We start from the raw sequence: 13218 nt of genomic DNA, 5'->3' as shown, positions 1-13218 counted from the left end.
TTATTCCTTTGTGTTTTGTGCGAGCATCCCGCACCCTGATTCTAAATATTAATCAATAGAAAGGGCTTATATAATGCTAAAGAAAGACATTGCTGCATTATTGAAACATGGGGATCTCTGTTTTTCTTTGCAGGATAAACTGATTTTGGCAGTTCCCTCTGAGGGAGCAGCGACTTTTTGTTATAAATCTCCATATTCAAACTTAAATATTCAATTTGAAAAAAACGCTATATTTATCGCCAATGATGCAGTGTTGAGTACTAATAACAACCCAAACTGGGATATTTACTCAATAGAGTTATCAGAGTTAGTTGAAATTCTTGCTGTTATTGATACTGCAACAAAGCAATCTTTCCTTTCTAAGAAAGCGAAATGTGGTTCTAGTAATGAAATAGTACAAGAATATATTCCATTGGATGAAGAGTTTTTTACAACCATATCAGTTAAAAATGTTGTCATCGATTTAGTCATTAGAGAGCAACCTGAATTTGAGTTTTGGTGCAATATATTGCGTAAATATGAAGCCTACGGAATGATGCGATTTATTCTTTCTGCAGCGCAGAGTGATAAAAATGCCAATATTAATCAGCTTTGTGCTCGTTATGGAGTTTCAGCCTCTTATTTTAGACAGCTTTATCGAGAAAACTTTAATAAAACAGCGAAGCGAAAGATTATGAGTGTTCGCATGGCAAACGCTATTTTGCAATTAATTGAAAGTGAAAGCTCAATTTTGGATGTGGGATTAGAAGCGGGTTACTGCTCTGCCTCACACTTCACCAATGATCTTAAAAAAGAGTTGGGACTTACCCCTTCAGAAATAAGACATCTTGGAGACAATTTATATGAGCAGTAACAAAAGAGGAGTGGTATTACTGGCACTCCTTTTATTATCGATGAGTGGTTATTCAGCTCAGTCTGAAGTTTTTGTTGCACAACCTGTAGCTCAAGAAAAAAACCATGACACATTTGTTGCAAATAATATTGCTGTTGGCAAAGTTTTTGAGGCGGTCGCTGAGCAATTAAACAAGCCTATTATTTTAAGTAAATTAGCGGCACAGAAAAAAGTAACGGGCAATTTTAATCTAGCCAATGCGGATGAGATGTTTAAAGCATTAACTCGCCGTATTGCATTAGTGTGGTATGACGATGGTGCCAGTATTTATGTTTACGATAATAGTGAAATGCGCAGTACGATTATACCGACTCATGGTGTTAGTAGTGGGCAGGTTCTCAATTATATTCAACGTAATGGCATTTATGATGAACGCTTTCCTGTTCGTTCTCAAGGAGGTGATAGCTTATTGTTTGTTTCGGGGCCGCCTTTATATGTTGAGCTAATTAAGGCTGCGGCACTGTATTTAGATAAGCAGATTCAACAAGAAGAACAAGTGGGCAGTGAGGTTGTGGTTATCTCTTTAAAACATGCCTCAGTTACTGACCGAAGCTATACATCGCGCGGCCAAAGTACAACGGTACCTGGCATGTTAACGGTCATTTCAGCTTTATTTAAAGATAACGGAAACACCGTTGAAGAAACGATTAATGTTCAGCCAGCCAAATTGAACTCAGTAGAAGATTCAATTGATGAATTATTAGATGCTCCTATTGGTGAAAGTGTTCCATCACAGAAACAAGTGATAGTGAAAAGCTCGTCAGGGAGAAATGTACTCTCGCTGGTGGCGCACTCTGATAGCAATAGTTTGATTGTCAAAGGTAGCCAAGAACAAATTAACTATGTTAGGCAACTGGTTAGGACCTTAGATACTCGTCGTCGACAAGTCGAATTATCTTTGTGGATTATTGACATAACACGATCAGAGTTAGACAACTTGGGGGTGAATTGGGAAGTTGGCACCTTTAAAGCGGGTCGAGGGGCTGTCGCATTTAACCGTAGCACACTATCAAATAGCCAAGATTTTTTATTACAGATTGATGCATTAAGTAAAAAGGGAAATGGGCATATTGTGTCACGTCCTGTTTTACTGACTCAAGAAAACATTCCTGCTTTATTCGATAACAACACCAGTTTTTACGCTAAGTTACAAGGTGAGCGCATTGCGACATTAGAGCAAGTGACTTACGGAACCATGATCAGTGTGATGCCTCGTATTTCTGCGGGTCATCAGGTCGAAATGGAAGTTAACATTGAAGACGGTGCACAAAGTCATGGAAGTGATGGTAAAGCTTCAAGTGTTGAGGGGTTGCCATCGATTAACCGCACGACCATTAATACTGTTGCTCGTATCGCGAAAGACAGCAGTTTACTTATCGGTGGTTATACGCGTGAACAATATATTGAAAATGAAAGCAAAATTCCTGGACTAGGCGATATTCCTTTTGTTGGCGGCTTATTTAGTAGCTCGTCAGTTAATCAGCAAAAAATGGTAAGGTTGTTTTTGATCCAACCGCGTTTATTAGATGAAAACGAAGCTTGGGATGGGCGTCAGTTTTCAGAAAAAACGCGTATTACACAGCACAATAGTCAGTTGCATGGCACGGTACAATTTCTCCAACAGTATATGAGCGAGTCATGGCAATAACGCCACTGAACTATAGCAACCGTTTTTCGGTTGGTACGCAAGATAAAAGCAGGGCGTCAGCGAAGAGTAATACTGACGACAGTGACGAGGTAACCCGAGGGTTAGGGGTCATTGACAGCAGCAGCGAATATGCCTCAATGGCCATGCTAGCGGCAAGCCATATTCGCAGAGGAAGTTCTCGTAAAGACCCTGAAGAAGAATGGATGCGCTTTGCTGAGCGTATTTTAGATAGCAATGCAGATGGAAAAATTACCCAAATTGAGGCTCTGCTAAATAAGCAGTTAATGAATCCTCGGCAATTACGCACTTTATTATTGCAATTTTTTCCAGATCCTAGTGATTTATTAATGGCGCTTGCTTCATTAATTCATCGCAAAAAGTTTAAAAATGAGCAAATAGCATATCTCGAAACACTTTATGAGCAATTATTGAATGAAGAAAATGCGCGTAGTGCACAAGCTGGCGCTAACGTGGCATTACTTGCCAAGGCATTTGCTCAAAAATTGAAACAAAGCGCAGGGAACTTGCGTAGTGTTTACCGTGAATTCATTGGTTATGACGGCCCTGTCGTATATTTATATGAACAATGGGTTGAAGTCATGGAACTCCAAGAGCGGGAAAATATGATGCGTTATTTGGCTCGAGCCTTAGCGTGTGATCTACAAGCATTGCCGCTTGGTGATGTGAATATCAGTGAATTTGGTAATTTTTTTATTCGAGTTGGTCGTTTACGTGAACTGCAATCTCTTGATTGCATCTTTAGCCAGAAAATTTTTCAAGCGGATTTTTTTCGTTATCAAATAGATAACCAAAAATTGGTGTTAGAGAAATCCCTCAGCCAAATATTTATTAGCGGTATTCGTGGGCTAGCTGATTTTGAAGAGCAAATTGTCATATTTGTGAATAAAGAATTACGGTTCATGCACACAGAGACGCGAGCAAGGTTTTTGCAATTAGTATTTTTGGCCTTTTCTACTATTCCGATTTCGGTATTTCCTATATTGGAATCAAGGGATGAAATATTGGAACATTTAAAAAAACAAATGAATGACATTGTGGCACAAGAAATTATCAAAAAATAAAAATAGGAAATAAATAACTCTATGAAAAGCATAACTGGATTTTTATTACAAATCCGCCAACGGCCAGAGTTAATGGTATTGGTTATTATGGTGATGGTAATTGCGATGTTAATTATTCCATTACCTACAATATTGGTCGATTTATTAATTGGCTTAAATATTATGATTTCAGTCCTCATTTTTATGAGCTCTTTCTATATTACACGGGTACTGAATTTTCAATCATTTCCATCCATATTATTAATAAGTACATTATTTAGATTGGCGCTATCAATTAGTACTAGTCGTTTGATTCTATTAGAGGCGGATGCTGGGGATATTATTGCCACGTTTGGTGAGTTTGTTATTCAAGATAACTTAGTCGTTGGGATGGTGGTTTTTGCCATTGTGACTATCGTACAATTTATCGTTATTACCAAAGGTTCTGAACGTATTGCTGAAGTTGCCGCTCGTTTTTCTTTGGATGCGATGCCTGGTAAACAAATGAGTATTGATGCAGATTTACGTGCAGGTGTTATCGATGAGGCAACCGTTAAAGAGAAACGAGGCGATTTAGAAAAAGAAAGCCAGTTATTTGGTTCATTCGATGGTGCAATGAAGTTTATTAAAGGGGATGCTATCGCCGGTATTGTTATCATTTTTGTAAACTTAATTGGTGGTATCTCTGTTGGTACAGCCCAGCAAGGTATGGATGTATCAACGGCCTTAAATACTTTTTCATTATTAACGATAGGTGATGGTTTAGTTGCACAAATTCCAGCGCTGCTGATCTCTATTAGTGCGGGCTTTATTGTCACTCGTGTAGGGGGCAATGATAAAAACTTAGGGGAAAACATTGTCTCTGAGCTATTTGCCAACAATTTTACTATTTTAATTACTGGTTTAATTGTATTTTTCATGGGCTTTTTGCCGGGCTTCCCGACGAGTATATTTTTACTTCTCTCTGCTCTTCTTTTTGGGTTGTTTGGTGTTCGTCATTACAAAAACCGTAAGAAGAAAACTCATGAGACCCAACAAGAAAGTCAGTGTGTTAATCCTGAAGTGACCGAAGGGGAAACTCAGCGTGCAAATCAAGAATTTGAGGAAGAATATATTCCTGAAACACTACCCATTATTATTTCTGTTAATCAGGATTATAAAACGCATTTAGAAGAACATCGTTTTCTAACGCGAATGAAAAAAGATGTGTTTATTCGTTATGGGTATCGTATTCCTGATATTGCGATTAATTACTCTCCTATTGTACCCGAAAATAAAATTGTGGTTTTAATTAATGAAGTTAAAGCGGGTGAATACGATATTTATTTTCATGGTCATCGCCTATTAACACAAACGGATGAGTTGGAGCATCTTGGAATCGAATTAACCAAGTACACTGATGAATATGGTGTTACGAGCCATTGGGTTGCGAACCAAGAGAAACAAAGCATTGAACAACTAGGGTTATATAGCCGTGATGATATTACGGAAATGATTGATTGTGTTAGTACCTTGATGCTGCGTCATATTAATGAATTTTTTGGTATCCAAGAAACTAAAAACCTACTTGACGACCTTGAGAGAAAATACCCTGAACTACTGAAAGAGTGTTATCGCCATGTAACAGTACAGAAGGTTACAGAGGTTTTCCAGCGTTTATTGATGGAAAAAATATCAGTACGGAACATGAAGCTCATTATTGAAAATTTGGTGCAATGGGTACCTAAAGAAAAAGATAGTTTGATGTTAGTTGAGCATATTCGCAGTGGTATGGCGCGTTATATCTCTTCGCGTTTTGCCGTCGAGGGGCGTTTAAATGTATTAATGGTCAATTCAGTGACTGAAGACACGATCCGCCAAGGAATTCGCCAATCATCTGGAGGGGTGTATTTACACCTTGAACCAGAAACCAGTAATGCGTTGATTCAAGCAGCTGAGCTAGCGTTAGAAAATAGCTACTTGTCTGTTAGAGATATCAGCATGTTAGTGCCAGTTGATATTCGCCGTTTTGTTAAAAAAATCCTAGAGGCTCGATTCCCTGAATTGGAAGTGCTCTCTTTCAATGAAGTTTCTGAGACCGTAAAAGTTAACGTTATTAATACAATATAACCAATAGCAATTACCGATAGTAAAACATTATCAAATAAACATAAGGAATAAAAATATGAAATACCGTTTTGTAGAAGTACTAAATGAATATTTAGGTGAAATGGGACGTGATGATTTAATTAATACCCAATTAGATTGCCACTCGAATATTCAATTAGAAATGAATGATTCACCGGCAATTAATATTGACCTAACATCGGACGATATTATTATTTGGTGTGCTTTATCAGAGTGTAATTATAGCCGTTTAGATTCGGTGAGCGGTTTATTATTGAAATCTATGATGGAGTATCCGCCTAATAATTTCCAAGTTGGTCAGCCTGCTTTAAATTTGGTTGATGACACGCTTATTTTATCTGCAGTTTTAAAAAATTCAGCTTTGAATGAAATGTCATTATTTTCAAATAGTTTTGAAGAGTTTTTTGAGCGCGCAAATGTATTGCGTGATCAACTTTCAGCCTAAATTATCAAGATAAAAAATGAAACTCTTTGATATCTGCGCGCATCCTGCGCGCATTCATGGATGCCTAATTGAAGCACCCCTACAAGGGGTGTTTATTGGTGAAATTTGTTTTATCGAACGGTCTATTTCGCATCCAGAGATTATTGCGAAAGCCCAAGTTGTGGGCTTTAAAGAAGGTTTAACGGTATTAAGTTTAATTGGGCGTATTCAAGGTTTAACGCGTGAGGTGGTTATTCGCCCAAGTGGCTACCCATTTGTTTTTTCTGTGAATGAATCGTTGGCAGGGAAAATTTTTAATGCGGCGGGTGAGCAAGTTGGACAATTAACTGAGAATGTTGATGAAGTTTCTTATCTTGATAACCGTTTGCAACGGATTGATAGTCCACCGGCTAACGTTACACAACGGCGTCCAATTGATGAGCCTTTAATGACAGGTGTCCGTGCAATAGATGGGCTATTGACCTGTGGTTTAGGGCAGAGAATTGGTATTTTCGCTGCGGCGGGAAGTGGAAAAACGTCATTGATGAATATGATCATTAACCATGCTAGTGCGGATATTCATGTGGTGGCTTTAATTGGGGAACGAGGTCGAGAAGTTATTGAGTTTATAGAGGAATTGAAGCATTCCCCTCATGCTGCACAAACTATTTTAGTGTATGCCACATCGGATAGCCCGCCAATAGAGCGTTGCAATGCCGCATTATTAGCGACGACTATTGCGGAGTATTACCGTGATTTAGGGCGTAACGTGTTGCTATATGTTGATTCCATGACGCGCTACGCAAGGGCGTTACGAGATGTTGCATTGGCAACGGGGGAATTACCGGCAAGGCGTGGATACCCTGCCTCTGTATTTGAGCAATTACCCATGTTACTCGAACGTCCCGGGCGTTTGAAACAAGGTGCCATCACGGCTTTTTATACGGTTTTGCTTGAGAGTGAAGATGAGGCTGATCCTATTGGTGACGAAATTCGCTCAATCCTCGATGGACATATTTATCTTAGTCATAAACTTGCTGGCCGGGGTCATTATCCCGCCATTGATATTTTGCAAAGTATCAGCCGTGTTTTCCCCAAAGTCACTTCACTAGAGCATAGAAAAGCCGCGGGCGAAGTACGTGAAATGCTTGGGAAACTTGAGCAACTTCAGTTGTATTTAGATTTAGGTGAATACCGTGAAGGGGAAAATGTGGATAACGATAGGGCACTAGCAAAGCAAACGGATATTGAAATGTTTTTAAAACAAGGGATGGAACAGCCTGAAAGTTCTGAAGATATATTGACGCAACTCAATCGATTAGTGTCATGAGTGTTAAAAACTTATTACTTCTCACTGAGCGCCGCTTAGATAAAACACGGCAAGAACAAGGAAAAATAAACTTAGCTATCTATGAATTACAGCAAAATATTTCCGAAGTTCAGGAGCGGGTCAGAATTTTAGCGGCACAAGTTATTTTATATGAAAAGTCTCAAGAACTAAAACCGATTGCATTTTGGGAACGCCAACGCCTCAAAGCTGCGGTTTTGGCAAATATTGCGCAATTTGAATATCAAATCGACAGCATGTCGGTACAAATAGAAAAATACCAACAATTAGCAGAACAAATAAAAGCACAGGCACTTTTGTTACACAACAAGTGTGAAAAATTCCAAAAATATCTCAAACAGCAACGTACTAAACAATGTTTAAAATCAGAGCGTCAGCAGCAACATGAAATAGAGGAGCTATTTGTTCATGTCAGCAATTAAATCACTTTCGAGTGAAAAAGTAATCAATAATACCACTGAGCTAGTTGGAGCAATCGTAAAACCAACACATGGCTATAACCAACAAGGTAAAGAAAACGCAAATGCTCTTTCTTTTCAGCGACTCGCTAAGAAAGTCGCAAATGTTTTTGCACAAAAGACATTACTTAAACCAAAAACACAATCCGATTTTGCGAGTAATACCCTATGTTTAGGGGGGCAATATACTGCTTCTATGGGGATTGCGGAGCCGGTCGTTTCTATGCCTTTACGCTATTTACCCCAAAATACAGACCACATGATGTTGGAAACTGAACCGCAGAATGTATTACAAGTGGAAGCGCTGATTGTAGAACATTTTACTCCCCAATTAGAGATAGATGGCACATGGTTACTTAACGGTGAGTCTAACCCGTTGTTATTAGAGGAGAATGAGGAAGATAGCACATTGATTCTAGGCGATGTTCAAGACGATTTAGAAGATTATACGCTGTTAGATGATGATATTCCGTTAATCAATATGAGTGGTATGCCAATTCTTCATACACACAATTCTGATGCAGTGTTAAAGCCGAATAGCTTATTGCGTTCATCCGGCGCAATGGAAGGTGAGGCTACTGAACAACCGGTGTTAAATTTATTCAACAATGAAAATGATGTGAAAGCTTCAGTTGCGAATAAAGGTCAGCAGCATGTTTTTTCTACCCTGTTGTCCCCCGAAAAGCCATTTATCTCAGAGGTGATTACCGCTGAAAAAATGATGGGGTCACCAGAGTCAATACAGACAAGTAGTGAGGGGCAAAGCAGTAATGAGCATGGGGTAGCGGCCTTAGAAACAATGCTAGAAGGTCACCAACCGAGTGTTGATGAGCATGCAGGAATATCCACAGAGCGTTTTATGCAAATTCTGACGAAAAGTGAGAAAAACCAGTCCGTTTTGCAAGAGAACACAAATAATGATGGCGCTAATATAGCTCGAAATAGCCCGATGCCTGTTGAAGTTGCGATGGTGCCACAGGCTCAGGTTGCCGTGGGGACCCCAGCTAGCGAGCTGTCCTCGACCGCGCAAAAGGTGGAACAATGGATTGAGCATAGTAATGCAATTAAGAATGCTCAAGTGAATGAGAGTTCACCGCGAACCTTAACTTATACCTTTCAGCAATGGAAGAATGCACCGTCGGTAACGTTTGAATTAGCGACAAAAACAGATGTTATTGCCTCTACCTATAGCCGCGAGGTACAGCATGTGTTGCAGGACAATAAACATTTATTAAGTAGTGAAAAAAATATTTATTTCCGCCAAGAACAAGAACGCGGTCAGCATGACCAACAGCAAAAACAGCGTCAGCAGGAACAGCATCAGCAAGAAGAAGATTAAATATGTTGAAAATTCGGCGAGTCAGTCAGCGAGAAAGGCAGTTAAAAACTTGGCAGCAACAATACCAAGTCGAGGTGGTTACCCACGGTACACATTCACAGCAGCGTTATTTCAATGTGTGTTTACAGAAGGAAATGCAACAGGTGAATGTGTTGACGCATGTTGAGGATTGGTGCCGGTATCGCTGGCCTGACTTGGCGCATTATGCATGGAGTTCATTAAGTAGCCAAATGCTCTGTGACATTTTTGCTTTCGAAAATAAGGACAAATGCTTTTTTGATAGCCAGTTTAATTACCAATCGGTTGAAGTTATTGATGGTAACGCGATTAACCAGTTTAGTTTGTCTGTGAAAGAAAAGCATCTTGGAAAGGCTTTTCTTTGTGCTCCAATTGACGGTTTGGCAGTACGTGAGCAAGCAAATGGTGGTTTGGAAAACCTCTCACTCCTCGCTGATTGGGTGTTAGGGGGCAGTTATATTAGCCTCTCATTACTGCGTTCATTAGCACTGGGAGACGCACTTTATATTCAGCAACTACAGTTGCACATGTTGGTCGCTGGGCGTGTATTTGCTCGGTTCCAAAAACAAGAAGAAGGCTTATTTATGATTGAAGAAATATTATTACAAGAAGACGGTACAGATACTCAACCGACAGAAGAATATCAAGATGAAATTGAACGCCCATTTAATTTAGCGGATATGAATGTCAAACTTACATTTGTATTAGGTCATAGTGATATTGCGGTTACTGAGCTTAATAATATCCAACCAGGTTCTATTTTTTCTATTGGGGAAAATAAAGAACGCGAAGTTAAAGTCTATGCAAATAAGCAACTCGTTGCTGAAGGTGAGCTTATTTACTTAGGTGATGATAGTGAATTAGGTTTGGAAATCACTCGCATAATTAGCCTAGGTGACTCAAGGGTTTAATATGCCAACGGTACCACAAGAAATCCCTTTATTAGCATTAGTTGCATTTTCAACATTATTACCCTTTATTATTGCCGCAGGAACGTGCTATTTAAAAATATCGATTGTATTAATTATGGTTCGTAATGCAATGGGTGTACAGCAAGTTCCTTCGACCATGGTATTGAATGCAATTGCTCTATTATTATCTCTATTTGTGATGATGCCAGTATTGCAGGACGTGAATAACTATATGCGCCAAGAAAGCGTCGATTTTAGTAATGTTGAATCGATTGATAACTTTGTTGATGACGGGCTAGGACGCTATAAAACGTATTTGCAAAAGTATTCTGACCCACAATTAGTGACTTTTTTCGAATCCCTTCAACAGGGGCGTACTGAAGACGAAATTAGTAAAGAAGAAGCCGAACCAACATTATTTTCATTATTACCTGCTTATGCGTTAAGTGAAATTAAATCTGCATTTGAAATTGGCTTCTATGTGTACTTACCATTTGTTGTTATCGACTTAGTTATTTCCAGCATTCTATTAGCATTGGGAATGATGATGATGAGCCCTGTAACTATTTCAGTTCCTGTGAAATTAATTTTGTTTGTTGCTATTGACGGATGGACGTTAATTTCCAAAGGGTTGGTAATGCAATATTTTGAACTTGCACAGCATTGACGTGGGATATTGATATGGATGAAATTGTATATATCAGCAATAAAGCAATGTTATTAATTGTTGTTTTATCAGCAATCCCTGTCATTGTTGCGACGGTTGTCGGGTTATTAGTAGGGTTAATACAAACCGTGACCCAACTGCAAGAACAAACGCTACCTTTTGGCGTTAAGCTATTAGCTGTATTTGGTTCGTTATTTATGATCTCCGGGTGGTTAGCCGATAAGGTGATAAATTATACAATAGAGGCAATTACCATTGCGATTCCTGCGGTAGGGTTACTCTAATGAGCCAAGAGTTAGTTTCGCTGGCATCATATTTGTTTTTTTTGTTTCAGCAAGAACTCATAAAACTAGCATTAGCATGGTTACGAATAGCGCCCGTGATGTTCTTTTTGCCTTTTTTTAGCAATAAGCTATTAAATGGAGGGGGCATCAAAAACTGTGTAGTTATGTATATTGCATTGGGGTTATGGCCATTTTTTGCAGGGGCAAATATTCAATGGGATCAAACAAATTTAGCTGAAATTTTTTTATATGAAATCGTAGTCGGTTTAATATTGGCTTTCATCTTAGGTTTACCTTTTATGATCGCAAGTGTGATTGGTGAGCTAATTGACACTCAGCGTGGTGAAACCATTAGCAGTATTGTTGACCCTGCAAGTGGGACGGAAGCGTCTGAACTTGCTGTTTTCTTGAGTTACATTGTTTGTATGGTATTTTTAGCGCAAGGAGGGATGTATCAACTTTCTGTAATTTTTGCACAAAGTTATCATTTGCTGCCATTGGGGCAAGGGTTTTCCTCTTTTAATAGTCTGCCTCTGGGGGAATGGTTGAATAACATGGTATTAAAAGGTGTTATTTTAGCTGCGCCGATTATTGTAACTTTATTTATTACAGAGGTTGCACTAGGTTTATACTCCCGCTTTTGTCCTCAATTAAATGCGTTTTCATTATCATTGGCAATAAAATCAATAATTGCATTTATTGTATTCTTACTTTATTTTCAAAATGAAGTGCCAGATATATTAGTAAATATGATTTCATTGTCACCATTACAAAGTGTTTTTCTTGCTGATTAATTTTAATTAGGCTAAGAACTATGGTGAAAAATTATGGCAGAGAAAACAGAGAAGCCTACTGACAAAAAAATTAAAGACTCCGCTAAAAAAGGGCAAAGTTATAAAAGTAAAGATTCAGTAGCAGCAATTGTATTAGTCGTAAGTGCTTTTGTATTCGATGGAATGACAAGTTTAGAAGACTTGGCATTTTTAATGAGGAAAATACTACAATCACCGTCGAATATTAATATCGATACTTTACTCTGGGAGTTTTTTGTTATTTTTATTGGTGTTTTATTACCTATTTTACTAGCATGTTTTTTAGCGGGAACAATAATTTCATTATTACAAAGCCGTTTTAGGCTCGCAACAGAAGCAATAAAGCTTGATTTTACTAAATTAAATCCTATCGCGGGCTTAAAAAAAATATTTTCTTTGAACTCACTAAAAGAACTGATCAAAGCATTTTTATATTTAATTGTATTTATTGTATCTGCAGTGGTCTTTTTTTATCTTTGGCGGCACGATATTTTTATGCTTTATCGTACTGTCATCGATGGGATGATCCATCAATGGGCAAGCTTATCGACTACATTTATTGTGGTATTTTTGTCTGTTGCACTGTTGATTATTTTAGTGGATATGATCACTGAGTTTTTCTTATTTATTAAAAACTTAAAGATGGAAAAACAAGAGGTTAAAAAAGAGTATAAAGATAACGAAGGGGACCCTCATATTAAAAGTGCACGTAGAGGGTTGCATCAAGAGTTGTTATCAGAAGAAGTTAAATCTAATGTCCGTAATTCGACATTTGTTATGGCCAACCCCACTCATATTGCAATGTTAATTTATTATGATTCAGATATTGCTCCATTACCTTTTTTACTGTCAAAAAGTCGAGGCATGCAAGCTAAAGCTATTATTAAATATGCTGAGCAACAAGGTGTCCCAGTTGTTAGGGATATTCCTTTAGCAAGGAACATTTGGCGGTTATATAAGAAAGACAGTTTTATAGATGAAAATGGGTTAGAGGAAATCATGCAAATTATATCTTGGTTAATTAGGGTCGAATTAGTGCAAATGGGAATAGATGTGGATGAAGCTTTGAATGAATTAATGAGGAAGGAAAGACATTGATTTATAATTTTCTCGAATGAAATTAAATAATTCATAGAATAAATCGTTTTTTTAAAGCCAAAAAAAATCTGATTAATTATGATGCAAAAGTAAAAATGCATCATATATTCAATATTAATGCAAAGGTAAAT

At 38.1% G+C, this 13218-nt stretch carries 13 protein-coding genes; all 13 read left to right on the top strand.

The window, feature by feature from the left end; all coding sequences use genetic code 11:
• Nucleotides 1-73: 73 nt before the first annotated feature.
• Genes ACPEH5_RS09830 through ACPEH5_RS09770 form a run of 13 tightly spaced genes read left to right on the top strand, consistent with a single transcriptional unit; the run spans nucleotide 74 to nucleotide 13087 of the window.
• Nucleotides 74-853, top strand: coding sequence for an AraC family transcriptional regulator (locus ACPEH5_RS09830; protein ID WP_042843339.1), 780 nt, complete (start codon nucleotides 74-76; stop codon nucleotides 851-853).
• Nucleotides 843-2540: a type III secretion system outer membrane ring subunit SctC gene (gene sctC, locus ACPEH5_RS09825; protein ID WP_166687011.1), complete on the top strand. Its 1698-nt coding sequence runs from the start codon at nucleotides 843-845 to the stop codon at nucleotides 2538-2540. The genes ACPEH5_RS09830 and sctC overlap by 11 nt, the downstream gene beginning before the upstream one ends.
• Nucleotides 2531-3622 carry a type III secretion system gatekeeper subunit SctW gene (gene sctW, locus ACPEH5_RS09820; protein WP_048605520.1) on the top strand — a complete coding sequence of 364 codons (1092 nt, stop codon included), beginning with the start codon at nucleotides 2531-2533 and terminating at the stop codon, nucleotides 3620-3622. Before sctC ends, sctW begins: the two co-directional genes overlap by 10 nt.
• 21 nt (nucleotides 3623-3643) lie before the next feature.
• Complete coding sequence (locus ACPEH5_RS09815) at nucleotides 3644-5710, top strand: EscV/YscV/HrcV family type III secretion system export apparatus protein (RefSeq protein ID WP_129466908.1); 2067 nt, start codon at nucleotides 3644-3646, stop codon at nucleotides 5708-5710.
• Between the two features lie 55 nt (nucleotides 5711-5765).
• A complete protein-coding gene (locus tag ACPEH5_RS09810; protein ID WP_048605518.1) occupies nucleotides 5766-6173 on the top strand; it encodes a type III secretion system protein in 408 nt (135 codons plus the stop codon).
• Between the two features lie 16 nt (nucleotides 6174-6189).
• Nucleotides 6190-7482 carry a type III secretion system ATPase SctN gene (gene sctN, locus ACPEH5_RS09805; RefSeq protein WP_129466909.1) on the top strand — a complete coding sequence of 431 codons (1293 nt, stop codon included), beginning with the start codon at nucleotides 6190-6192 and terminating at the stop codon, nucleotides 7480-7482.
• Nucleotides 7479-7922, top strand: a complete 444-nt coding sequence (locus ACPEH5_RS09800) for a hypothetical protein (protein ID WP_042843347.1) — start codon at nucleotides 7479-7481, stop codon at nucleotides 7920-7922. Before sctN ends, ACPEH5_RS09800 begins: the two co-directional genes overlap by 4 nt.
• The gene (locus tag ACPEH5_RS09795; protein ID WP_166687012.1) at nucleotides 7909-9297 is read left to right on the top strand and encodes a hypothetical protein; all 1389 of its coding nucleotides are present in this window, start codon (nucleotides 7909-7911) and stop codon (nucleotides 9295-9297) included. The genes ACPEH5_RS09800 and ACPEH5_RS09795 overlap by 14 nt, the downstream gene beginning before the upstream one ends.
• 2 nt (nucleotides 9298-9299) lie before the next feature.
• Nucleotides 9300-10226 (top strand): FliM/FliN family flagellar motor switch protein, encoded by a 927-nt coding sequence (locus ACPEH5_RS09790; RefSeq protein ID WP_042843349.1) that lies wholly within the window; start codon nucleotides 9300-9302, stop codon nucleotides 10224-10226.
• A 1-nt stretch (nucleotide 10227) separates the two neighbouring features.
• Nucleotides 10228-10893: an EscR/YscR/HrcR family type III secretion system export apparatus protein gene (locus ACPEH5_RS09785; protein ID WP_042843350.1), complete on the top strand. Its 666-nt coding sequence runs from the start codon at nucleotides 10228-10230 to the stop codon at nucleotides 10891-10893.
• 14 nt (nucleotides 10894-10907) lie between these two features.
• Nucleotides 10908-11177, top strand: coding sequence for a type III secretion system export apparatus subunit SctS (gene sctS / locus ACPEH5_RS09780; RefSeq protein ID WP_042843351.1), 270 nt, complete (start codon nucleotides 10908-10910; stop codon nucleotides 11175-11177).
• Entirely contained in the window at nucleotides 11177-11971 is a 795-nt protein-coding gene (sctT, locus tag ACPEH5_RS09775) for a type III secretion system export apparatus subunit SctT (protein WP_181468966.1), read from the top strand. The genes sctS and sctT overlap by 1 nt, the downstream gene beginning before the upstream one ends.
• 33 nt (nucleotides 11972-12004) lie before the next feature.
• The gene (locus ACPEH5_RS09770; RefSeq protein ID WP_131680907.1) at nucleotides 12005-13087 is read left to right on the top strand and encodes an EscU/YscU/HrcU family type III secretion system export apparatus switch protein; all 1083 of its coding nucleotides are present in this window, start codon (nucleotides 12005-12007) and stop codon (nucleotides 13085-13087) included.
• Nucleotides 13088-13218: the final 131 nt, after the last annotated feature.

It is taken from the genome of Providencia sp. NPDC089933 (genome assembly GCF_049545585.1).
GTDB lineage: Bacteria > Pseudomonadota > Gammaproteobacteria > Enterobacterales > Enterobacteriaceae > Providencia > Providencia huashanensis.
The sequence above is the reverse complement of the archived record's forward strand: the minus strand, read 5'-3'. Positions and strand labels throughout refer to the sequence as shown.